Origin of the sequence: Mangrovimonas sp. TPBH4 (assembly GCF_001280505.1) — a bacterium.
Classification (GTDB): domain Bacteria; phylum Bacteroidota; class Bacteroidia; order Flavobacteriales; family Flavobacteriaceae; genus Mangrovimonas_A.
In genome coordinates, this window is record NZ_LBIO01000040.1 from 230,308 (window position 1) to 255,526 (window position 25,219).

18 protein-coding genes are annotated in these 25,219 nt (G+C 41.7%); 17 read left to right on the plus strand and 1 reads right to left on the minus strand.

Features of this window, described 5'->3' with window-relative positions:
* From ZA05_RS05020 to ZA05_RS05085, 14 genes are all read left to right on the plus strand, one after another.
* Complete coding sequence (locus ZA05_RS05020) at window positions 1-1,893, plus strand: DUF3604 domain-containing protein (protein ID WP_082333680.1); 1,893 nt, start codon at window positions 1-3, stop codon at window positions 1,891-1,893.
* Window positions 1,894-1,933: 40 nt separating this feature from the next.
* Window positions 1,934-3,790, plus strand: coding sequence for a DUF3604 domain-containing protein (locus tag ZA05_RS05025; protein ID WP_053990584.1), 1,857 nt, complete (start codon window positions 1,934-1,936; stop codon window positions 3,788-3,790).
* A 6-nt stretch (window positions 3,791-3,796) separates the two neighbouring features.
* A complete protein-coding gene (locus tag ZA05_RS05030; RefSeq protein ID WP_053990585.1) occupies window positions 3,797-4,669 on the plus strand; it encodes a peptidyl-prolyl cis-trans isomerase in 873 nt (290 codons plus the stop codon).
* Window positions 4,666-5,658, plus strand: coding sequence for a HupE/UreJ family protein (locus ZA05_RS05035; RefSeq protein ID WP_053990586.1), 993 nt, complete (start codon window positions 4,666-4,668; stop codon window positions 5,656-5,658). The genes ZA05_RS05030 and ZA05_RS05035 overlap by 4 nt, the downstream gene beginning before the upstream one ends.
* Before the next feature lie 119 nt (window positions 5,659-5,777).
* The gene (locus ZA05_RS05040) at window positions 5,778-6,266 is read left to right on the plus strand and encodes a hypothetical protein (RefSeq protein ID WP_053990587.1); all 489 of its coding nucleotides are present in this window, start codon (window positions 5,778-5,780) and stop codon (window positions 6,264-6,266) included.
* Between the two features lie 103 nt (window positions 6,267-6,369).
* On the plus strand, window positions 6,370-8,595 hold the full coding sequence (locus tag ZA05_RS05045; RefSeq protein ID WP_053990588.1) for a TonB-dependent receptor: 2,226 nt from the start codon (window positions 6,370-6,372) through the stop codon (window positions 8,593-8,595).
* A gap of 185 nt (window positions 8,596-8,780) precedes the next feature.
* Window positions 8,781-9,290 carry a gliding motility-associated C-terminal domain-containing protein gene (locus ZA05_RS05050; RefSeq protein ID WP_053990589.1) on the plus strand — a complete coding sequence of 170 codons (510 nt, stop codon included), beginning with the start codon at window positions 8,781-8,783 and terminating at the stop codon, window positions 9,288-9,290.
* Between the two features lie 335 nt (window positions 9,291-9,625).
* Complete coding sequence (locus ZA05_RS05055) at window positions 9,626-10,264, plus strand: DUF6266 family protein (protein ID WP_053990590.1); 639 nt, start codon at window positions 9,626-9,628, stop codon at window positions 10,262-10,264.
* Between the two features lie 67 nt (window positions 10,265-10,331).
* Complete coding sequence (locus ZA05_RS05060; protein ID WP_053990591.1) at window positions 10,332-11,162, plus strand: DUF6090 family protein; 831 nt, start codon at window positions 10,332-10,334, stop codon at window positions 11,160-11,162.
* Between the two features lie 215 nt (window positions 11,163-11,377).
* Window positions 11,378-12,511 (plus strand): serine hydrolase, encoded by a 1,134-nt coding sequence (locus ZA05_RS05065; RefSeq protein WP_082333681.1) that lies wholly within the window; start codon window positions 11,378-11,380, stop codon window positions 12,509-12,511.
* 122 nt (window positions 12,512-12,633) lie between these two features.
* Window positions 12,634-14,577, plus strand: a complete 1,944-nt coding sequence (locus ZA05_RS05070; RefSeq protein WP_053990593.1) for an alpha/beta fold hydrolase — start codon at window positions 12,634-12,636, stop codon at window positions 14,575-14,577.
* A gap of 540 nt (window positions 14,578-15,117) precedes the next feature.
* On the plus strand, window positions 15,118-16,185 hold the full coding sequence (gene rsgA / locus ZA05_RS05075; protein ID WP_053990594.1) for a ribosome small subunit-dependent GTPase A: 1,068 nt from the start codon (window positions 15,118-15,120) through the stop codon (window positions 16,183-16,185).
* Between the two features lie 118 nt (window positions 16,186-16,303).
* Window positions 16,304-18,094, plus strand: a complete 1,791-nt coding sequence (locus ZA05_RS05080; protein WP_053990595.1) for a cation:proton antiporter — start codon at window positions 16,304-16,306, stop codon at window positions 18,092-18,094.
* A 401-nt stretch (window positions 18,095-18,495) separates the two neighbouring features.
* A complete protein-coding gene (locus ZA05_RS05085) occupies window positions 18,496-19,215 on the plus strand; it encodes an outer membrane beta-barrel protein (RefSeq protein WP_053990596.1) in 720 nt (239 codons plus the stop codon).
* 204 nt (window positions 19,216-19,419) lie between these two features.
* Here the strand turns inward: ZA05_RS05085 and ZA05_RS05090 are convergent, their stop codons facing one another.
* Window positions 19,420-21,309, minus strand: a complete 1,890-nt coding sequence (locus ZA05_RS05090; RefSeq protein ID WP_053990597.1) for a hypothetical protein — start codon at window positions 21,307-21,309, stop codon at window positions 19,420-19,422.
* Between the two features lie 165 nt (window positions 21,310-21,474).
* On the opposite strand from ZA05_RS05090, the gene ZA05_RS05095 reads away from it, so the two are divergent.
* From ZA05_RS05095 to nrfD, 3 genes are read left to right on the plus strand one after another with little or no spacing between them, the layout of a single operon-like run.
* Entirely contained in the window at window positions 21,475-23,718 is a 2,244-nt protein-coding gene (locus ZA05_RS05095; protein ID WP_053990598.1) for a molybdopterin-dependent oxidoreductase, read from the plus strand.
* Window positions 23,715-24,248 carry a 4Fe-4S dicluster domain-containing protein gene (locus ZA05_RS05100; RefSeq protein WP_053976641.1) on the plus strand — a complete coding sequence of 178 codons (534 nt, stop codon included), beginning with the start codon at window positions 23,715-23,717 and terminating at the stop codon, window positions 24,246-24,248. Before ZA05_RS05095 ends, ZA05_RS05100 begins: the two co-directional genes overlap by 4 nt.
* 12 nt (window positions 24,249-24,260) lie before the next feature.
* The gene (nrfD, locus tag ZA05_RS05105; RefSeq protein WP_053990599.1) at window positions 24,261-25,217 is read left to right on the plus strand and encodes an NrfD/PsrC family molybdoenzyme membrane anchor subunit; all 957 of its coding nucleotides are present in this window, start codon (window positions 24,261-24,263) and stop codon (window positions 25,215-25,217) included.
* The last annotated feature ends 2 nt before the right edge of the window (window positions 25,218-25,219 follow it).

Below are 25,219 nucleotides of genomic sequence, written 5' to 3' on the forward strand. Positions count from 1 at the left end.
ATGAGACTACTGCTATTACCGTTTCTTAGCTTACTCCTAATGGTAGGCTGCAAGGATACTCCTAAAGAACCAACCATTGCTCTTAATTCTTCCCCTGAGGAAACCACAATGACCACTAAGGTACCTTCCAATGCTCTAAAAAATGTGTATTGGGGAGACACCCATAACCACACCGGCAACTCTTTTGATGTGTTCTTATTTGGAACCCCAAATTCAACGCCAGATATTGCCTTTCGCTTTGCCAAAGGTGAAAAAGTTAAAAGTCCTACCACAGGTAAACCATGGAAATTATCCAAACCGCTGGATTTTCTTGTGGTGGCAGACCATGCAGAATTAATAGGCTCTATACCCCTAATGTACAAGAATACGCCTGGTATTTCAGATACTAAAACAGGAAAGGCCTTTTTAGGAATCGCGCCAAACAAATCGGAAGAAAACATGCAGACCTTGTATGACATCCTGAATTATGCTGCCTTCGATCAGCCTAATCAGGCGAACTTGACTGCAAAGGATTTGGTTAACGACTTTGGAGGCACAAAGGTTACAGAGGCCTGGAATAGTTATATTGAAACCGCTGAAAAACACAACGATCCTGGAAAATTCACCACACTCATAGGATGGGAATGGTCTTCCAATAATAGTGGCGCCAACCTGCATAGAGTTGTTTTTATGCCTCAGGGAGGCGACGTTGCCAAGCAATTTATACCTTATAGTGCCTTAGAAAGTGACAACCCAGAAGATCTTTGGGCTTGGCTTGAAGCGACAAGTAAACGAACAGGCGCCGAGTTTGTAGCCATCCCGCATAACCCAAATATTAGTCTGGGACTCATGTTTCCCGAAACTCGTTTGAATGGGAAACCTGTAGATAAAGCCTACGCCGATGCCCGAATGAAGTGGGAACGCTCTGTCGAGATTACCCAAATTAAGGGAGACTCTGAAACCCACCCGGCCTTGTCGCCCAATGATGAGTTTGCCGATTTTGAAACCTACGATTTTGCCCTAACTCCAGATGGTACACGACCAGCTCCAACCAAAGCAGATTATGTACGCTCTGGCTTGATGACCGGATTGGAACTTGAAAAGAAAATTGGAGCCAATCCTTATAAAATTGGATTTGTTGGTAGCTCCGATTCCCATACAGGCATGTCTGCCATTGAAGAAACCAATTTTGCCGGAAAAGGCCAACATGATTCCGAACCCAAAAAACGTGCTCACCCTACAGGCATTGGGTCTTCCAAAGGCTGGGATATGGGCGCTGCAGGATGGGTAGGCGTTTGGGCCGAAAGCAACACGCGCCAGAGCATTGTGGATGCCTTCCAACGTAAAGAAGTCTATGCTACCACAGGGCCACGCATTACCTTACGTGTGTTTGGCGGCTATAATTTTGCCGAAAACGATCTAAATGCAGATATGGTAAAAACAGGCTATGGCAAAGGTGTTCCTATGGGTGGCGATTTAAACAAAACAGCAAATGGCACGGCTCCTGGATTTTTGATATCCGCTTTAAAAGACCCTGACGGGGCCAATCTTGATAGAATTCAAGTGGTTAAAGGCTGGTTAAAAGCAGATGGCACTTCTGAAGAAAAAATATATGATGTCGCCTTATCCGACGGCAGAACAAACGGTAACCAAAAAGTAGGCAACACTGTAGACATTAAAACAGGAAAATACACCAATTCCATTGGAGATACCGAGCTAAAAGTATTTTGGAAAGATCCAGATTTTAACCCTAGCCAAAGTGCCTTTTATTATGTGAGAGTTCTGGAAATCCCAACTCCTAGATATTCTTTATACGATGCTATTGAACTGGGTATTGATGTTAAAGAAACAAATCATCCCGCGACCATTCAGGAACGCATTTATAGTTCACCAATTTGGTATAACCCAAACTAAATTGAGAGACCTGCATTTTTAAAACAAAGTACAGACTATTATGAAAGCCATTATTTCAAACCTCATGTTCTCGGTTATCTTTGTGGTGGGCTGCAAGGATACTCCTAAAGAAACAACCATTGCTCTTAATTCTTCCCCGGAAGAAACAACCATTAAGCTAAACCCAAATAAAGATGCATATTTTGGCAACCTTCACGTACACACAAGCTGGTCCTTTGATGGTTACACCAATGGTTCTGTAACCACTCCAGATGACGCCTACCGTTGGGCAAAAGGAGAGGCCATTCCTGGCGGCGGCGGCGGCGGCGATTTACAAATAAAAGTACCTTTAGATTGGTACGCTGTGTCCGATCATGCCGAATATATGGGGGTCTTTAAAAAAATGGAGGACCCCGAAAGTCCATTTAGTAAACTCCCCATCGCAAAAAGAATTACCTCAGATGATGCTTCGGAATCCTTTGCAGCTTTTGCTGAAGTATTGGATGGCATGAACAAGGGAGTGCCTCAAGATGAATTGACTGATGCCGATTTAGCCAAATCCCTTTGGAAAGAGATTATTGCCATTGGCGATAAACATAATGAACCAGGAAAATTCACAACCTTTTCTGCCTTCGAGTGGACCTCGGCACCTAACAACCGTAATCTTCATAGAGTTGTCTTGTTTGGTGATAATTCCAATATTCCAAGTCTTCCTTATTCCGTATTTGACTCTGCCAAACCAGAAGATTTATGGGTTTATATGGAAAATGCGAGAACTAAAGGAGCTACTTTATTGGCGGTTCCCCATAATGGAAATGCTAGTGACGGTATGATGTTTGAATTGGTAGATTCTGAAGACAATGCCATCACCAAGGCTTACAGCGAGACCCGAATGAGAAATGAGCCGCTATATGAAATCACTCAAATTAAAGGCACCTCAGAAGTACACCCAGACCTAAGTCCTAATGATGAATTTGCCAATTTTGAACTATGGGACTACACGCTTTCTGCGATTACGGAACGCCCTAAAAACCGAAAAGGAAGCTACTTAAGAGAAGCCTATAAAGATGGATTAAAGCTAGACAGTAAAGGTGCGGGTAATCCTTTTAAATATGGGGTCATTGGAGATTCCGATACTCACAACTCGGCATCTAGTATAGAAGAGGATAATTACACTGGGAAATTTGGTATGGAAAACAATCCTGAGCACAGGCTCGAAGGTATTCCTGGAAACAAAGAGGCCAGTAACCAACAAATACGAGAATTTAGCTCAGGAGGATTGGCAGGTGTTTGGGCAGAAGCAAATACCAGGGAATCCATCTTTGAAGCTTTGAAAAGAAAAGAAACATTTGGAACCTCTGGTCCTCGCATGAAAGTGCGCTTTTTTGGCGGTTATAGTTATACCGAAGACTTATTAGGTCAAAACAATTGGTTAAAAACGGCTTACGAGAGCGGTGTACCAATGGGAAGTGATTTAAAGCTATCTAATGGAAAGGCGCCTTCCTTTGTGATTCATGCCGTAAAAGAAGCCGATGGCGCTAATCTTGATCGTATTCAAGTTATAAAAGGTTGGCTAGATGTCAATGGCAAAACCCATGAAAAAATATACAATGTTGCCATGTCGGATGGAAGAACGGCAGATAGCAATGGTAATGTGGTTGCAGTTGGCAATACAGTAGACATTAAAAACGCTTCTTACACCAATGATATTGGAGCTGCCGAATTAAAAACCGTTTGGACTGATCCCGATTTTAATTCTGAGCAATATGCCTTTTACTATGTAAGGGTTTTGGAAATACCAACGCCAAGATGGAGTACTTATGATGCCAAAACTTTAGGTATAGAACCGCGAAAAGATTTGCCTGTAAGCATTCAAGAACGTGCCTGGAGCAGCCCAATATGGTATAAACCAAACTAATATTACATGAAACAACTACTTAAAGAACCCCTGATCCACTTTTTCCTTTTGGGCGGCCTACTATTTGTATTGTATAGTCAAGTAAACAAAAGCGATACCGAACAGGATATCATTGTTGACAATGCCGATGTTGAACATATGGCCGAACTTTGGCGCATGCAGTGGCAAAGGCCTCCAACCTCAGAAGAGTTACAGGGCCTTATCGACAAATATGTGAACCAAGAAGTCTTGTACCGGGAAGCCCTTAGGATGAACCTAGACCATAACGACGAGATTGTAAAACGCAGGCTCGCCCAAAAGATGGAATTCCTTGGGCAGGACCTTTCTGGTTTGGTGGCACCAGCTTCTGAGGAAAACCTAAAAGTCTATTTCGAGAAACATAAAAAAGATTTTGCAACCCCTTACCGTTACACCCTATACCAAATCCTGTTCACGGCAGACAATCATGTCAATCCTTATGAAAAGGCCAAAACCGTATTAAAGGAATATGGAACTTCAGACACTCAGGGTATGCGCGAAAAGGGCGATCCGTTTCTTTTGGATTATGCCCTTCAAGGCACCGATGCCTTTTATCTGAACCGAGAGTTTGGCGAACAGTTTGCCCAACAGTTGGAAACCTTGCCTACAGGGCAATGGGCAGGACCCGTCGTGTCTGGCTATGGGGTGCATTTGGTCTTTATTGAATCACGAACACCGCCAAGTATTCCAAACTTTGCTCAAGTAAAGGACAAGGTACAACGTGAATACGAATACCAAATGGAACAGGAAAGTCAAGCAGCCATCCTAAAAGCGCTTAGAGACAATTACAAGGTGCGCATTACGGCAGACAACCTTGAAAAAGCCACCATTGACGAACTGGCCCAAAACCAACAACCATGAAACGCTCCCTACGCTATATTCTATTGACGCTTGCCCTATTTTTGACCCTCCCCATTGGTGCCCACGAGATCAGGCCCGCCTATTTACAGATTGTACAGCAAAGTGACAACCAGTACCAAATATTGTGGAAAGTACCCGCCATGGGAGATATGTCATTAAAGATATACCCTCGCTTCGAGGATGGCTTTCAACTTAATGAAGCCGGAATCCCCAGACCCGTAAGCGGCGCTATGATACACAACTACATCCTAAGTGGCAACCGCCCATTGGAAGGAAGCCATATTGAAATTGTCAACCTCAACAAAACCATGGTAGACGTTTTGGTAAATATTACCTACCTCAACGGCGAAAAGGTCTCCCTGATGTTGCACCCAGACGCACCCATGGCCCTTTTACCTGGGAGCAGTAGCAAATGGCAGGTTGTACAAACCTACACGGTATTGGGCGTAGAACATATTTGGTTTGGTATCGACCACCTCTTGTTCGTTCTGGCCCTCATCATCATTACCAAAGGCTTTAAAAAATTAGTGACCACCATCACCGCCTTTACTTTGGCGCACAGTATCACTCTAAGTATGGCCGTATTGGGCCTAGCCAATCTTCCCGGCCCACCAGTGGAAGCCATTATTGCCTTGAGCATCGTGTTTTTAGCGTTTGAGATGACAAAAATCCATCAAGGCAAGCCCACCTTAACAGCCCAAAAGCCATGGCTGGTGGCCTTCAGTTTTGGATTGCTTCACGGGTTTGGATTTGCAGGTGCCCTATCGGAAGTAGGTTTGCCTCAATCTGAAATTCCTTTGGCATTGGCCTTTTTTAATGTAGGTGTAGAATTAGGACAGTTGGCATTTGTACTTGCTGTATTAGGGGTTTTAAGGCTTTTGTCCCTAAAGAAAGACTGGCCTCTGGCTGTGAAAAACATTCCGGCCTATGCCATTGGAAGCATTGCCGCATTTTGGACCATAGAGCGAGTGGTAGGATTCTTTGGTTAAGGCCTAAAACTATCAAAGAATAAGCCATTGTTGCCAATAGATTAAGAAATCATGAAACGCTTGAAACCGCCCTATACCCCTTGCTATATTTGGATTATTGAAAGACTATAACTGTTGTAATGTTGAAAGGATTCTGGAATATAATACTTCAAACCTCTTTAGTGGCCGTGCTGCTGCTCTACCTTATTGTTCCCATACACAAGGAGGCCATAACCATGCTCCATACCCTCTCCCATAGTGTGGAAACCGCATTAAAAGCGCGCCAGGACCACCTCAATAAATTCAACCATAATTTTATGGTCAGCAGTGGGCATCATGAACATCCACATGACCATGTTTCGGATCACGATCATTCCGACCCCTCTGTCCATCAGCACAAACATGGCTACATAAGCCTTTTGGCTTCCTTTTTTTCATCGGCCGAAAGCAACACCAATCAACAAGAACAACATACAACACTTATGCAATTCGATAAACACATTTTACCTCACATTTATAGTTTTCACAAGCAGAACATTCGCATTCCAAGGAAAACCAATTGGAGGCTTAGTGCACACTATTATGCCATCTACTTACCCATAAACCTTCCTCCTCCAAAGGTTTCTTAGTTTTTTTTCAAAATAGCCGCCTGTCCAAATATTGGGCCTATATGGCTATGCATTTCATTTAAAACATGGGGTCTCCCATGCCTAACTTTTTAAACGATTATTGATGAAAAAATTAATAGTGGTACTTATCATGCTCACTGTTGGGACAAATTATGCCCAAACCCTACAGGGTAGCATTACCGATACCAACCAGCACCCCTTGGAAAACGTGTATGTGTACAACCACACGTCCAAGGTTCATTCACATACTACCATGGACGGGCGTTTTAGTTTGGAACACACCCATACAGGCGATTCCATTACGGCCAACCTTTTGGGCTTTAAAACCGTAAACATTATCGTCAGTCCTGAAGCATTCCAAGAAGGCCTTAACATCACGATGGCATCCAAATTACTCTCATTAGACGAACTGATCATTACCAAGGACATCGACCCAATGCACCATATTAGCCAAATCGATATTGAAACCAGTCCGGTGAATTCCTCTCAGGAAATATTACGTAAAGTGCCCGGTTTGTTTATTGGGCAACATGCAGGCGGGGGCAAAGCCGAACAGATTTTTTTAAGAGGCTTCGATATCGACCATGGCACCGATATTAACCTGTCCGTAGATGGCATGCCTATCAACATGGTATCCCATGCCCATGGTCAGGGTTATAGCGACCTGCATTTTATGATTCCCGAAACCTTGGAAATCATCGATTTTGGGAAAGGCCCCTATTATGCCGAACGAGGCGACTTTGCCACGGCGGGCTATGTAGCCTTTAGCACCAAGGACGATCTAGAACAAAGCTCTATTAACCTTACCTACGGGCAATTCAATACGGTGCGCACTTTGGGTATGTTCAAGTTGACCTCGCAAGAAAGCAACGACCAAGCCTATATGGCCATAGAGTATCTAGCCACCGATGGGCCGTTCCATTCGCCCCAAAACTTTAACCGCCTCAATGCTTTGGGAAAATACACCGCCAACCTTAGAGATGGCAATAACATCAGTTTAGGGGTGTCCCATTTTACGAGTCGATGGGATGCCTCTGGGCAAATTCCGCAGAGAGCCGTAGACCAAGGGATCATTGACCGTTTCGGTGCCATAGACGATACCGAAGGCGGTACCACCAGCAGAAGTAATGTAAATGTGCAGTACAAGGGCATTGCGGACCAAGACACCAAGCTAAGCGCCAATGTGTTTTATAGCCGTTACACCTTTGAGCTCTATTCCAATTTCACCTTCTTCTTGGAAGACCCCATCAATGGCGACCAAATCAAGCAGGCCGAAACTAGGGATATTTTGGGCTTCAATGCCCAGGTGCAACACAACACCCAATGGAGCAATATGGATCTAAAGTTAAATGGAGGCGCAGGACTGCGACACGATATGAGCAACCAAAACGAACTTACGCACACCAAAAACAGAAAGGAAGTGTTACAGTACATGCAATTGGGCGATATCAACCAAACGCAGCTCTATGCCTTTGCCAATGCCGAACTCTCTCTAGGGAAATTTAAGCTGGTGCCTGCCCTTCGGTTGGACTATTTCAACTTTATGTATATAGACGCCCTAGCCGACTCCTATGCCACCTTGGATGAAACCAAAGCCATATTAAGCCCGAAATTCAATGTATTCTATACCGCCAACGAGCGTCTGCAATGGTTTGTTAAATCGGGGGTTGGGTTTCATTCCAACGATGCCCGCGTGGTGGTACAGCAGGAAGGTAAAGAGATTTTGCCAAAGGCCTACGGCGTAGATGTGGGCACAATTTGGAAACCATGGTCGAAAATGGTGGTGCACAGTGCCCTGTGGTATCTGTACCTGCAACAGGAATTTGTATATGTTGGCGATGCCGGCATTGTAGAACCCAGTGGCAAAACCCAACGTTACGGCCTAGATTTGGGGCTGCGCTATCAACTGAACGATTGGCTCTACCTGAATAGCGATGCCACCTTTACCCATGCCCGAAGTTTGGATGCTCCCAACAACGCCGACTATATCCCCTTAGCGCCCAGCACCACTCTTACGGCAGGGCTCTCCATAAACAACTACAAACAGTTCTCAGGAGGCATCAATCTGCGCTACCTTAAGGACCGTCCCGCCAACGAGGACAACTCCATTATCGCCGAAGGCTATGTAGTCACGGATGCGTCCCTAAGCTATACCTTTGGCAAAATACAGGTGGGACTTATCATTGAAAACCTATTTGATGTAGATTGGAACGAAACCCAGTTTGCCACTGAAAGCCGCTTGTTTGATGAAGCCTCCCCTGTAGAGGAAATTCACTTTACACCAGGCACCCCATTTTTCGCTAAAGGCACGGTAAGTTATAGGTTTTAGAAAGGTAATTTTATAGATATAAATGCCCCGTTTGGGGCATTTATATTTTGAAAACCCTATGTAATAATTATAAACCCAAAGCATGTAAAAGCTTTTTATATATTTACAGCTTTTTCGTACAAAAAACTCTACCCTAAGAAGTACATTTTGTACACTTTTAAAACTTATAACAAAACAACCAACTTATGACACTAAACCACAAACGCCTAGCCTTATTTTTTGTTTCAGCTTTGGCCTTAATTGGCTGCACCAACAACGACAATAATCAAACAGAAGAAGAACTGTATCTATGCTGCAAAGAGAATGCCCTAGCCGCCAATGACGTTAACAACCTAGACCAAAATGCAGGAACCATTACACCATTTCCCTATATGACCCCTGATGGAGATGGTTATAACGATTTTTTTATCATTGAAAACATAGAGGAGTACCCCAACAATACGGTTACTATTTATGATATGCAAGACAATCTAGTGTTCAGCGCCGAGAATTATAATAACAGTTTCGATACTTCTTTTTGGGGAGTAAATGAAAATTTACCAAATGGCTCCTATAGATACAAGATTATAGTAGAAGACGAAGCAACCTATATTGCCAATGGTTATCTATGTTTAATAATAGATTTTGACCAAGAACCTAAATTTATCTCCTCTGAATGTGCAGAAGTTAAATTTGACCCAATGATAGGCTATTAAACTAAGTTTAGTTATGACAAATGCCCCGCTTGGGGCATTTTTTGTTTGAAGCATATACGGTTTGTATGAAGAATGATTTGTTAATAAAGAAATCTAAAACGCAAACTTACGACCATTTCCACATTCCTTCTTCGCGTTTCCTTCGTATGCCTTCGAGAATTGTTCGTAAAAGCCCCATTTTACGAGGAAAACACGAAAAATTGTCGAACAAAACCCCTAGATTGGTAGAAGAAAGTAAGACAAAATCAAAAAAAAATCTCACAATATTTTGCGTAACTCACAGAAATACAATAATTTAAAAGCCCAATATTAACCATTTAACTAAACTTTGCATCATGGCACAACTTCCCAAAGGGATTATGGGAGGCGTTTCAGGAAAATTAGGTCCTCTATTAGGCACTTCCTGTAAAGGCATCAATGTATTACGCAACATACCGGCGAACACCAACCACCACCCCACCCCAACTCAACAATTACAACTCCAAAAATTTAAAACAGTTTCTGCGTTTTTAAGTCCGTTAAAGCAATTGCTCACAGAAACTTTTGACGCTACGGGACTACAAAAAACTGGTTATAACACCGCCATGTCGTACCATTTGCGCGAGGCATTACTACAACAAGGAAACAACTTTAGTATCAACTACTCAAAAGCCCTTGTTTCCATGGGCTCCTTGAGAGGCCTGGAAGATGCGACCCTACAGCTTTCCTTTTCCAGTCAACTGCAACTGCAGTGGACAGACAACAGCCATAAGGCCATGGCACATCCCACCGATAAACTGATTATCGTTCTATATAATCCACAAACCCACAATTATCTTTGGCAACTCACGGAAACCCCGAGAAACGGGCTAAGGTACAGCGTTTCCTTACCCACCACCAAGGAGGAGATGCAATGGCATGTATGGGCAGCCTTTATGAGTAGCCAAACCCAAACCGCATCCCTGAGTGATTATTTTGGGGTGGTGAAGGTGTAGATACAGTACCATTTTTAGGACTACTCCTTAGCTCCAAGTCTCTTTTATCAATTTAAAACAGTGCATTATGTTTTTGTTTTTTAAGAACCTGAGACATCATTTGCTTTCTCAAAACAAATTGAGAAAATACCTCTTGTACGCCTTTGGGGAAATTATTTTGGTAGTAACGGGAATTTTGATTGCGCTTTACATCAACAATTGGAATAGGGAACAGGAGCAAGAAAAAGAGTTTACAGGATATTATCAAGCTATACAAAAGGAGCTTAATCTTAATTTAGCAATAATCAAATTGTGGCGTGAAGACAATAATGGTTTTATAGATTCATTTCAAAAAGAACTCCCCATACTTAACTCAAAGAATCTGGACACTGCAGACCCCATACAAAACATCCTTGTACATTTAACAACTGTTGGTTTTCCAGAACCTCCCTTACCTATAATTGACAGATTCCAAAATTCACAATACCTAGCTCAAATAAAAAGCGATACACTTTTATTTTATTTCACAAAACTTTCTTTCGTTAGACTACAAACCAAAAACTTCATTAAAGCAGATTTCGATATTAATAATACAATTATACAACCCTATGTACTTAAGCATATAGATTGCAACCAACCCAATATCATGACCGGTAAAAAATTCACCTTTCCTGATGGTCCTCCCACCAACTATAAACATCTCTCCAATAATTTTGAATTTTGGAATATTGCTCAATTTAAACTAATACTACTTTATAATTATTTAGAACTACTAGATCAGCTCATTCAGACTATGGAATCAATAAACCTTCAAATAGATATCGAGTTAGAGAAGAGAGGGGTGGACTTAAAAAAGCAATCAACTAATGCCAAGAAACAAGAAGTATCTATGGACTCCCCCCTACAAGCCACAAATTAATTATGAAGTCAACAAAATTTCCTATCTTTATAAAGCAAGCTTACCAGCCCACCCTTGACTACAAGGATGATAAGATTGTCACTTTCTCCTTAATCTGAATATTAGCTGCAAACAGTATAGGCTACTTGGCATGCGCTATGGATAGCTTAAGATGTTTTTAGCCCCCTATTGTAGTAATTTGTTACCTCCCCTAAGAGCTGTAACATCCTATAACAATGAAAACAATACTCACTACAATTAGTATTGCCCTAGTACTTTTTTGCCCTGCTATGTTTGGGCAGGAAAAAACATTGGACTCTTTGGTGCAATCTTATGTAGACAACTTTTGGTTTAGCGGAACTGTCTTGGTACAAAAGGATGCCGAAATTATCTACCACAAAAGCTTTGGTTTGGCTGACCGCCGTTTTGATGTTCCCAATACCAATCACACGGCCTATAAATTGGCCTCTACCACCAAGGCCTTTACGGCGGTATTGATTCTTCAATTGTACGAGGAGGGTAAATTGGAACTACATAAAAGCATTGACAATTACCTGCCAGAGTTTAAAGGGCAGGAAGGCGCCAAGATAACCGTACACCAACTTTTAAATCACACTTCCGGCCTGATACAGCATGATACAATTACGACACTTGAAAGTTATTACAAATATGGATGGCCTCTTGTTCAACTTCCTAAAACATCAGATGAAATCTTGCAGTTTTATGCCAAACAGCCCTTGGAGTTTGAGCCAGGATCAAAATACAGCTACAATAACTTTGATACCCACGCCTTGGGGAAAATTATCGAAAAACAAACAGGTAAACTTTATGAACAAGTATTAAACGAAAGAATTGTCAAACCTTTAAAGATGGAGAATACAGGCTATTTAAGAACAAGCTATATTATAAAAAACTTGGCTACACCATACTTCTTTGGAGAATCCCCCTACACAGGCTCACCCATAGAATCTTCACCAAGTGAAGTAAATAAAGGCAAACGGTTTTACCTGAGCAATGAGCCCTTTCCTTACTACATAGAAAATTTTTATGCCTCTGCTGCTATGTACGCCACGGCCAATGATGTGCTCAAATTCTCTAACGCCCTGTTTGCATATAGATTGTTAAAAAAAGAAACCTTGGATTTGATGCTAACACCTAATCTCGAAAAGCATGGATATGGGCTTCGGATACGAGATGAAAATGGGGTTAAAAATACGGAGCGCTTGGGGCACATTATTGGTTCTATGTCGGTTTGGATGCATTTCTTTGAAGACAATACGACCGTAATTATTTTAAGCAATATTGGCACGACACCTATATGGAAATTTGGCATGAATATTCATAAAACGTTAAATGGGGTAGCGCCATAATAACAAAGATTGGTCATCCCTAAACCCATAAAAACCTAGCCAAAACCAAATAAAATGGAAACTGATTTACTAAACTATTAGAAAGATAGCTTCAATATTATTAACCTTAAAAATTCGTAATCATGAAAACCAGCATTTTAGGATTCATAGCTATAAGTCTATTGATCTCCTGTAAAGACAACAGCACAATTGCCCAAAAAGAAATTAAACCAAGCCCTCAACAGTATACCATAAACCAATTTATGGATAGCGAAAGTATATGGGGCAGAAGCTTTTCGGCAGAAAACAGTAGTGTACTGGTAACAAGTAACCGCTCGGGTATTTATAATGCCTATACCATTCCTGTTAGGGGAGGCGACATGACCCCCGTTACACAGTCTGACAGCACCTCTATGTTTGCACTTTCCTTTTTTCCAGAGGACAACAGAATCCTCTTGAGCGCAGACAACAATGGTAATGAAATCAACCACATTTACGTTAAGGAACCTAATGGCGTTATTAAGGACATTACGCCCTTTGAAGGCGCTAAATCTTCATTCTATGGGTGGGCAAAAGACAAGAAACATTTGTATTATGGCTCCAATAAAAGGGACCCTAAGTTTTTTGATGTCTATAAATTAGCTATCGAGGACTACACCTCAACGATGATTTACCAAAACAATGACGGCTTGGACCTTAGTGAAATCTCTGATGACGAAAACTTTATTGCTTTGTCAAAGCCATTAAACACCAATGATACCGACTTATTTCTTTACAATGTGGAAACTAAAGAAATGACGAAAATCAACGACAACAACAGCGCCAATGCAGCTCAAGGGTTTTCAAAAGACAATTCAACACTTTATTACACCACCGATGACGGCTCTGAACATGCTTATCTAGCGTCTTACAACCTCAATTCAAAAGAAAAGAAACCATTAATAGAGAAATCGTGGGACATTATGGGTAGTGTCTTGACTACCGAAGGAACCTACATGGTTGTTTATACCAATGAAGACGGCAAAAACACGATAGACGTTTTTGAAACAGAAACCATGACGCCCATAACACTACCAGACTTTGGAAACAACAGCATTACAAATGTAGGATTTAGCCGTGATGAAACATGGATGGGCATGTATGTGGGGGGATCCAACACTCCTTCAAACCTTTACACTTATAACCTAGAAGCCACGGAACTGAACAAATTGACCAATGTACTAAATGACGACATTAATGTTGAGGATATGGTTACGGCAAAGGTCATTCGTTATAAATCCTTTGATGGCACGGTGATCCCTGCCATATATTATTTGCCACATAACGCTTCCAAAGAACACAAAGTACCTGCTTTGGTTTGGGTTCATGGAGGCCCTGGAGGGCAAAGCCGCCAGAATTTCAACCCCTTGATACAATATCTGGTAAATCATGGCTACGCAATTTTGGCTGTTAACAACAGGGGCAGTAGCGGGTATGGCAAAACCTTTTATAAAATGGATGACAAAAACCATGGAGAAAAAGATTTACAGGATTGTGTAGAAGGCAGAAACTGGCTAGCGGGCCTCCCTGAAATTGACCCTGATAAAATTGGCATTATTGGGGGCTCGTACGGTGGTTATATGACCATGGCAGCCCTAACCTATACTCCCGAAGAATTTGAAGTAGGAGTAAATATATTTGGAGTTACGAATTGGCTACGTACCTTAAAAAGCATTCCGCCTTATTGGGAGTCCTTTAGAGAAGCATTGTACCTAGAATTAGGAGATCCTTTTTCGGCAGATTCTGTTCGCCTAAAACGAATATCGCCTTTATTTCACACAGAAAATGTTACCAAACCCCTTATGGTTTTACAGGGCGCAAAAGACCCAAGGGTTTTACAGATGGAATCGGATGAAATTGTTGCTGGAGTTAGAAAAAATAATGTCCCTGTAGAATATGTCCTGTTTGAAGATGAAGGTCATGGTTTCATGAAAAAAGAAAATGAAATAGAGGCCTATGGAGGAATCCTTAAGTTTTTGGACCAATACCTTAAAAATGGAAAACCTCCTATTACCAAAGAAACTCCTGAAACTGAAATTAAAGGATAATGTGAGCCAATATAACCTAATGGACATATCAATTCTAACTAGCCATAACTTGGTGGTTTCCTTATTTGATAAGCACATGAATAGAGGGCGATAAAAAGTCAACAAAAATACTTATCTTTACAAGGCAAGCTTAGAAGCACCCCCTTAACCACAAAGGTAATAAGATGGTCTATTTCTCCTTAGCCTAAATAATAGCTGCAAACAACACAAGCACTTTTGCATAAGCAATTGATGCACAAACTAATTAAAACAAGCTATTATGAAAACTTTACTCACACTCACCCTTTTCTACTTGATAGGCCTTTCTGCTTTGGCACAAAACGGTCAGTTTGTAAGATAAGGAATGTGTAGAACGTTCGACTACATTAACAACTAAATCTTTATTGATACGATACTTCTTTTAGAGGAATTACAACTACTATTATTTGGATAGGTCAGGCAAGGAGGCTGAAAAATTCACTATCTTTAGTAGGCCATACTTAGGCTGAATGACCAAAGCAATACCATCGGCCTTTACTTGTTTTAAATGCCTCTTTAAAAATGACACTGGAAGATTTAGGATACAATAGCAGTTTGGAAAGCTACCGTACAGAACATGATCTTGCAAACTTTGGAGTAGGAAGGGTAATTGCCGAACACAAGGAGCGCTATATCGTGAAAACTGCAATACAGGACTATGAAGGGGAAATATTGGGCAACTTAAGGTATACGGCCCAAAGTAGAGCCGATTTTCCTGCGGTTGGAGACTGGGTCGCCATTTCCGACTATGATACCGATAAGGTCCTTATCCATGCCGTATTCCCTAGATCTTCTATTTTGCAGAGGCAAGCAGTAGGCAAAAAAGGGGACGCACAAATCATTGCTACCAACATAGACACTGCCTTTATCGTGCAGGCTGCCGATAGGGGTTTCAGTATTAATAGAATTGAAAGGTATCTCACGATTTGCAATGACTCAAAAGTAAATCCAATGATCATTTTGAATAAAATTGACTTGGTTTCAGAAGATATTCTTTCGGAACTATTGGAAAGCATTGCCAAAAGGCTGCCTAAAGTTCCTGTTATTGCCATTAGTAACACCACACAACAAGGGCTTGATGTCGTAAAAACCCTTATAGAAAAAGGAAAAACCTACTGTTTGCTCGGCTCTTCCGGGGTAGGAAAGTCGACACTTTTAAATACCCTGTCAGGGCAAGAATTGATGAAAACCAATACCATCAGCGAGCATACCAGCCGTGGGCGCCACGTTACCACACACAGGGAACTGCAGGTACTTAACAACGGGGGCATCATTATAGACAACCCCGGCATGCGGGAAGTAGGCATTACCGAGGTTACCGAAGGTTTGGAGCTCACTTTTGAAACCATTTTGGAACTAGCTAAACAGTGCAAGTTTAAAGATTGCACCCACACCACCGAAAAAGGTTGCGCTGTTATTGCCGCTGTGGATAGCGGCGAAATCGATGCCATGTCCTACGAGAACTACCTAAAAATGGAACGGGAAAAGGAACATTTTGAAGCCACAGTTGCAGAAAAACGCAAAAAGGACAAAGCATTCGGAAAAATGGTCAAGGAATTTAAGAACGCTAAAAAGCGAGGTAAGTACTAATAGCTTCATTAGATAATTACACCACAGCATTCCACATCCACACAACAAGCTGATTTACAGAACACATAGAGACACCCCTATTGGTTTAGTGTAGAAAAAAAATTATATTTAGAAGGCATTGGAAGCTTTCGACCTAAATATCATCAACCTTTTAGCAGTACTTGTTGCTGCATGGCTTGGAGGGGCCGCTGCCAGACGTGTTGGTTACCCCTCTATTTTGGGGGAGCTTGTGATTGGTATCCTTTTAGGCCCTGGATTATTAGGTTGGCTAGAGTTCACCGAAACCATCAAGGTCCTTTCCGAAGTAGGCATCATGTTGCTCATGGTGTACATTGGTATTGAAATTGACTTTAAAGACCTCAAAAAAGCATCTTGGCCGGGACTTTTGGCCTCTATTGGAGGGTTTGCTGTACCTTTTGTTTTAGGGTATTATGCTACCATTTGGTTTGGAGGCAACGCCATGGCCGGAATGTTTGTGGGTATGGCCGTAGGGGTAACTTCCTTAGCTACCAAAAGTAGAATTTTGGTCGATTTAAAATTACTGAATACAAGAATTGCCTACGTACTAATGGCCAGTGCACTAATATCGGACACTTTGGCCTTGTTAATTTTTGCAGGTATTCTAAGTGTAGCCGCCATGGGGGTCTTTGACGGTTCCGAGCTTTTGATAGTCGCCCTTAAAGCCATTGCCTTTTTTTCAGTGACCATTCTTATCGGAATCCACCTATTACCAAGATTGGGGAAATACCTTTCCAAGTTTAAAACAGCTAGCAGCACCTTTTTCTTTACCAGTATTATTATTGTGGCACTGGCCTATGCAGAACTGGCAGAGTTAGCAGGAATGCACAGTATTTTAGGGGCTTTTATGGCTGGCTTGTTTATTAAGGACAACCTATTTCCTAAAAACATTTCAAAAGAACTCCACAAAGCCTTTTACGATGTGTCCATTGGTTTTTTGGCCCCAGTATTTTTTGTGTCGGCTGGCTTTATGGTAAACCTACACGTATTTCAGACCAACCTGCCCATGCTACTTACCATCATATTTATGGCCATCATCGGGAAAATTTTAGGAGCCGCCCTATTCTATTTACCAACAGGATTAGGTTGGCGTGAAGGGGTAACGGTTGGCGCAGGAATGAATGGTCGCGGTGCCGTAGAAATTATCATTGCTGGCATTGGATTGGAAATGGGAATTATAGACCAGGACATTTTCTCCATTCTGGTATTTATGGCCATCCTAACCACCATGACAGTACCGTTTTTACTGAAATGGACGACAGACTGGCTAAAACGACGCGGCGAATTGGTCGTGATGAACAAACGCGAAGGCCTGTTAATACTCGGAGCCAACCCATTAAGCCTTTTAATTGCGAAACATTTTCAGGATCAAACCAAAATCACGTTTATAGATGCCAACCAAGATATTGTTAGACAAACCAACGAACAAGGTTTTGTTTGCCACCATGGAAACGCCCTTCAAGAGGAGGTCCTCTCTGAAACTGGGGCCGCTACGATGCAAACCTTTATAGCAGCCACCTCCAATACAGAAGTGAATATCCTAGCAGCCCAATTGGCAAGTGGCAGCTTTCAAATACCGAATACACACGTACTATTGTCTAAAAGTAATTACATAGCAGGTATCGATATTTTGGAACTCTCAAATACCACCAGCCTCTTTGCTTCCGGCATTGACGTCAACTATTGGTTCAATAAAATTTCATCCGAAGATTTTTCCAAAGGGGTCGACAACATAACTGCTGCTACGAGTGCTAGAGATTGGATCAAAAAACAAATGGCTGCGAAACTTGAGGTTCTGCCTTTATATATTGAAAATACTTCTGGGCAAAAACTACTGTTCCATTTTGGACATCAATTACATCCCTCAGAAAAAGTACATTATATCAAATAAACATCTTCCATCAAGATGCTTTTGCCGGTACCTTCCTATCAAATATTTTTTAATAGTCCTTATCAATTTGACTTCATCTACATAAAAAATCATTCCTGTTTTTTTGTTCCACCACAAAACTCACATTTCCCTAGGACACAACAGAATACATTTTGATCCAATGTGGTATTTTCTGAAAAATCAAGATTCTTCCTTAAAAACTACTACGCAACCCCACAAAATCTCTAAAAAATTACTGTAATTTTAGTTTTAACCTTTACATTTAACAACCCAAATGAGCCAACTATTTTACCAACAAAACTGTTATATTTTGTATAAAGAAGTAAGGTTTACTTCTAAAATAGTTTTATCCCTCCTTTGGAAATTCGAATTTTGTTAAACCTAATTTCATAACCAATCAAATGAATTTTCCACTTAGAAAACAACAATTGTTGAATGCTTTATTTTTTGCAGTTTTGTGTATTTCAAGTAGCAATGCACAAAAAAAGCTAGAACTTTCCTTAAGAACCAATTTAGGTATTGGAGCCAAATATGAGACTCTACAATTTGATAATGCCGATAGTTACGGAGAATTGATTTATAGTCCAGGCGGAGGTATTGGACTTGAATTGGGAGTTGGCTATCTATTAAAAGATCACCTGCTTACCTACGGGGCCGTGGGTTACCAACAAAACATAGCCTTGCAATACCATTCCTCAAATTATGGAGGTACGGACAAAACATCATTTTTCTTCAATAAAACTTCATTGCAAGTAGGAACCAACTACAGATTCAAATTCAGAGAAAAAGGCAAATTTGGAATGCTTCTAGGAGGAGGTGGAAGTTTTAACCTACCAGGAAAAATGTCGATAACAGAACTGAACTTTCATTACGGTGATGTTACTTTCAAACCGGCATTGGGGCTTCATGCCGAAACAGGTGTATTTATTGAACTCAAAAAACTAATTCTTAAAGGCTCTATTAGGCTTCGTCATTTAAATTACAAGTTGAAAAACTACAATCAACCTTCGGACAGTAACACTTGGACAACCGACAATTATGCGCAATTTCCCAATTATATACAAAAAGTGAATGCCAGTGGAGGAGACCTATCCTTTAGTCTCATAAAAAAGTTTGCCTAATCTCACCTCATAATTCTATAACTAATTTCAGGCTTCTCTAACCACTAAGAGAAGCCTTTTTTTATAAACTAAATCCATAAACCAGAGGCTCATGACGTATTAGATTCAATTCTTCTTAAATTTTTTCGTCTTTTGTCTGAATTACCAAAAAGCCAAAGAGGATCAAAAACCAAATTCACATTCCAAAGCCTAACTGCAGCCCTTTTATTCCTCTGGCAAAATACAGGCATTGCTCAATTGTTTCAGACTCATTTCCAATCCCTGTTCCAAAGTTTGTTGCATGACCTTGGACGTATCATCATGGCACTGTAAACAGGCCCCGACAAACAAGAGGCGCTGTTGTTCAGCTACATTAAAAGGCCTAAAATTGGTTCTTGTTGATGTTGGTTCTTGGGCAGTTCCCTCTTTCATAAAAGGTATCCATGCATCTTCCGGCAAACCATCATTAGGATTTAAGGCATATTCTGGGGTAAAGACCCATTCCCCAGTTTCTTTATTTGTTTGATAAACCAAAGTTCCGTTGCCATAGCCCAAAGTATAGGGATTAGAATGGCAGGATTTACAGTCGCGCACCGCTTTTGTAGTAGTATGTGGTGAATTTGGAGCAAATAGTCTATGAAAGGACACATCGGTATCGGGGTGACCACTGTAACTACCTTTATCTATGGTCATGACCATCCCCGGTATGCCGGGTTCAACCAAAATACCCTCGTTATGCTCCCTAACTCCTAAAGCTGGTTGCGAGGCCGAAAACTCAGCGACATATTCCTTCCATTGGCCTTTCACCAATTTCCTATCCAACAAATCGAAGGCCTGGGCTTCATTGCCATCAAACTTATTGTGGCAACCAATGCAACGTGGCGTCCATGAGGAATGACAGGCACTACAACTCACATTTTTATGGGCATTGTCACGAGAACAAACAGCCGATTGCGGAGCCAAAGGATGCAATTTCTGAACCTTTTTTCCTATTAAAAAAGCGTTCCCCAAAGAATCCACATAAGTATTTATTAATGGATGTCCATCTTTCTCTGCAATCAATATTTCTTTGTCACGGTGCTCATAACCTCTATGTAAATAAACCAATCTACTTTCCCTATCAATCGAATCGAAAGGCACCGTACGAGGCTTGGATTTGAAATGGCAATCATTGCATTTCAGGGTAACGGCATCTTCGGCGTGGGAATAGGTCTTACCATCGCCCATCACCTCGTGAGAGGAATGACAATCGATACACAATAGACCCTTAGTATGGTGCACATCTTCCTGCAACTGTTTATAGACCCTTTTGTCTTCCAACACCATATGCCCCTTGGCATTGGCCACCTCAGCTTCATCCAACAAGGTTTCCTGAAGCCCTATATAATTGGTGGAAATTCTGCTGGAACGACTATGACAGCCAAAACAATGGGTATCATCCATAAACACATCACTGGAAGGATGTACTTGTGGCAGCTGGGTTTTGTTGGATGCCATATAACTAGAAAGGTCTGCTTTGGCTTGTTGGGAATAATTTAAATGACAAGCATTGCAACCTCCCCCCCGACTTAATTGGGTAATAGGACCATAATCGGTTTTTTGGGCTCCCAAATGGCAATTGGCACACAAATCCCGTAAGTGTTTATCGGCAGCCGAATACTGCAAGTCTTTAATGTGGTAATGGGCATTCAAGCTATCGGCTTCACCAAACACAAATTTATCGACCACCACCAACCCACTATTGGTAGTCATAAGGGAGTGCTCTACATTATGTAATTCGTTGGCATGGCATTTTCCACAGGTCTTTTGGGCATCGGCTAAATTACCCGGTATCAAAACCATGCCTTTATGCGCTTCCTCTTTATTAAAGGAACTTGTATTTCCCAAATGGCAATTTGCGCAGCCTATGAGTTCTGGATTGTGGTATTCTGAAAACCCCTTGGTTTGCTGATGGCACTGCATACAGGACTCACCTTCAGAAACAACCTTACCTTCATATTGCTCCCCTGAAAATTCCTGAGATCGAAAAACATCCGTATGCCTCACAACATACATCAAGCCAAATAACAAAATGGCCAGTATCAAAATCCATCTGAAATAGGTCTTTTCTTTCATAGTGAGCGCTTGTTCAAATTTACAATAAATCTTCCCCCGAAACACTATCAAAAAAGCGCTTCCACTGTAACAATTGTTACAAGAAACCCGAGGTATAAATGATACTTTTAATCTCTCTAAAAAGATCAAAAAATTCCTTAACTTTAAGAACCAATCCAAATAGCTATGGTGACATCCAGAAGAAAATTCATCAAAATCTCAGCTTTAGGGTTAGGGGGCTTAGCACTTTCCTCTTCAGCAGTCAATTTATTAGCACCCAATCCATTATTGGATGCTGCCGTAAAAGAAAATATTGCCAAAAAACTTTCTAGAACTGCTACCTATTGTGAGGTATGCTTTTGGAAATGTGCCGCATGGGCCTATATAGACGAAACTGGCGACATCAAAAAAGTGATTGGAAATGATGATGACCCACACTGTAACGGAAGACTATGCCCAAGAGGTACAGGAGGTATTGGTATGTACAGCGATGAAGATCGCCTTAAAACACCTTTAATAAGAGCCACCATAAACGGTGAAGAAACCTACAGGGAAGCCAGTTGGGAGGAGGCTCTAGACCTGATTGCCGAAAAATTCACAGAAATAAAACAGAAGTACGGCCCTGAGTCCTTTGCGCTTTTAAAACACGGCTCTCCAGGAAGCCATTTAGAACACCTCTTTAAAGCCTATGGCTCCGATACCATTGCTGAACCTGCCTATGCGCAGTGTAGAGGCCCAAGGGAAACAGGTTTCGGACTCACCTTCGGCTCATGGGTAGGCTCTCCAGAACCTACCGATATCAGGGACACCAAATGCTTAGTACTTATTGGCTCCCATATTGGAGAAAACATGCACAATACCCAGGTTCAGGAAATGTCTGACGCCATCGATAATGGTGCTACCATTATTACTGTGGATCCTAGATTTTCTACAGCGGCCAGTAAATCGTCGCATTGGTTACCTATCAAACCCGCGACTGACATTGCATTACTACTTTCTTGGATGCATGTGTTGATTGAAGAAGAGCTTTACAATAAAAAATACGTTGAAAAATATGCCATTGGCTTCGAGGAACTAAAAGCCCACGTAAAACCATACACCCCGGAATGGGCCTACGGCATCACCACCATAAAACCTGATAGCATTAGGGAAACGGCTCGCCTTATGGCTGCGGCTGCCCCAGCTACAATTGTACACCCTGGACGCCATGTGACTTGGTATGGAGACGACTCGCAACGCGAACGTGCCATTGCCATTTTAAATGGACTCTTGGGCTCTTGGGGTAACCGAGGTGGTTTCTATTTTAAAGAGAAAATTAGTATTCCAAAATATCCGCATCCTGCTTATCCAGAACCTAAATGGGGTTGGCATGAAATAGGTCAGCAATATCCATTTGCCGAAATGGGCAATACTTCGGAAGTAGTCAAGGCTACCATTCCTAACGAAGACAATCCATATCCTATCAAAGCATGGATGATTGCAGGAACCAATTTAATAAACACCCTGCCACAACGAGAACAAACCCTGGAAGCGATTAATGCTGTTGAATTTTTGGTCGTGGTAGATACCATGCCAATGGAAATCACGGGCTATGCCGATGTGGTGCTTCCGGAATGCACCTATTTAGAACGTTATGACGGTATTCGCTCTGCCACCAACAGGCATCCATCTATTGCCGTTCGCATTCCAGCTGTAAAACCTAAATACAACTCCAAACCTGCCTGGTGGATCAGTAAACAAATTGGTGATCGTATTGGTTTGGGAGACTATTTCAATTACAACGATTTTGAAGAGGTGATTGAATGGCAACTCAATAAATTGGGGACGTCTTTGGATGAAATGAAAAAGATAGGCGTTAAGAATTTTGAAAGAACTTCTGGACCATTGTTCCTGGAAGAAGGACAGGATTATGTTTTTGGTACTCCAAGTGGAAAAATAGAGTTCTATTCTCAGGAATTGGCAGATTTAGGATTCGATCCTATGCCTGTCTACACCCACCATCCGCAACCACCTCAAGGCTTTTATAGGTTGAATTACGGAAGGTCTCCCATGCACACGTTCAGTAGAACGATCAACAACCCCTATTTAAGCGATTTAAAAAGTGAAAACACCCTTTGGGTTAACCCTAGGGTAGCCCGAATCCTAGATCTTAAAAAAGACCAGCCCGTTTGGCTTAAAAACCAAGATGGCATTCTATCTGCTTTCCCTATCAAAGTGAGAGTTACAGAGCGTATTCGTTGGGATTCTGTGTATATGTACCATGGCTTTGGCCATAACAATAAAAAATTGACCCGCGCCTTTGGAAAAGGTGCCAGTGACGCCGAACTTATTTCCCAAATCGTCGTAGATCCACTAATGGGTGGTACCGGTTTAAGAGGAAACTTTGTTTCCATTTTAACCGAAGACCCACATAAAAATACAATGGTATGAGATATGCAATGGTGATAGACACCTTAAAATGTGTTGGCTGTAGCGACTGTGTTGTCGCTTGCCAAACAGAAAACAATGTGCCCCATGGCTATTGCAGGGATTGGATTACTGAAGCTGTTAGCGGTTCCTACCCTAACCTAGAATTGGAATTGCGCTCGGAACGTTGCAACCATTGCGCCAATCCGCCATGCGTAAGATGCTGCCCAACTGGCGCTAGTCATGTTGTAGAAGGCGGCATTGTTTTGGTGACTGCAGACCAATGTATCGGCTGTGGCGCCTGTATAGAATCCTGTCCTTACGATGCCAGATACCAACACCCAGATGGTTATGTAGACAAATGTACGTTTTGCCACCACCGATTGGAAAAAGGGCAACAGCCCGCATGTGTCTCTGTATGCCCAACTAAATGCATGTATTTTGGCGATTTGGACGACCCGAATAGCGAAATATCCCAATTGTTGAAAAACAGAAAACATAAAACCTTATCCCCAGAGGCAGGAACCGATCCTCACGTGTTTTATCTCATTTAACGCTAAAGTACCATGGAAGAAGAACTATTTACAAGCGGCCGAAACATTCCAAACATTGATCCTTCATTACAAATTTGGCATTGGCCCATCTCCCTGTATCTATTTTTGGGAGGACTTGCTGCAGGCATCCTATTCTTTGCAGCTTTGTTCTACCTTATGGGAAAAGAAAAACAGTATCCTGCTCTTAAAGCAGCCGCTGTAATACCGCCAATCGCCCTTTCCATTGGCCTATTGGCATTGGTTTACGATTTAACACATCCACTATACACCTGGCGATTATACACCACCTTTAGGATAGAATCCCCAATGTCCTGGGGCGCCTGGGTGCTATTGATTACCACTCCACTGTCCTTTTTATGGTTGTTTAGCTATTACCGAAGTGCCTTCCCTAAGTGGGAATCGAAACTCAAACTCTTTAAAAAATTTAAGTTTTTAGAGAAATTCGAAAAATTCCTTATTGCCAACAGAACCTATATGGCTTATGCCCTTGTTCCCCTATCGATAATTTTGGGGGTGTATACAGGTATTTTGCTATCAGCCTTTAATGCACGTCCTCTGTGGAACAATGCCATTCTGGGGCCACTGTTCTTAACCTCTGGTTTATCTACAGGAGCCGCAGCCATTATTTTACTGTCTAGAAATAGAGCAGAGCGCCATCTGTTCAGCAAAATAGATTTAGCTCTAATTGTCATAGAAATTGCCCTCATCACCCATATGATTATGGGTTATTATGCTGGCTCGCAAGTACAATTGGAAGCCATGGACCTTTTGGTAGGCGGTGAATTTACCCTGATGTTTTTTGGCTTCGTCATTCTTTTGGGCCTACTCGTCCCAGCTATTTTGGAAGTCATTGAATTATTAGGTTATAAAGTCCCCGTAGCAGTTCCTGCTATTTTAGTCATCATCGGCGGACTTATTTTTAGGTTCATTATGGTAGAAGCAGGACAACTTACCCGATACCTCTATTAAAT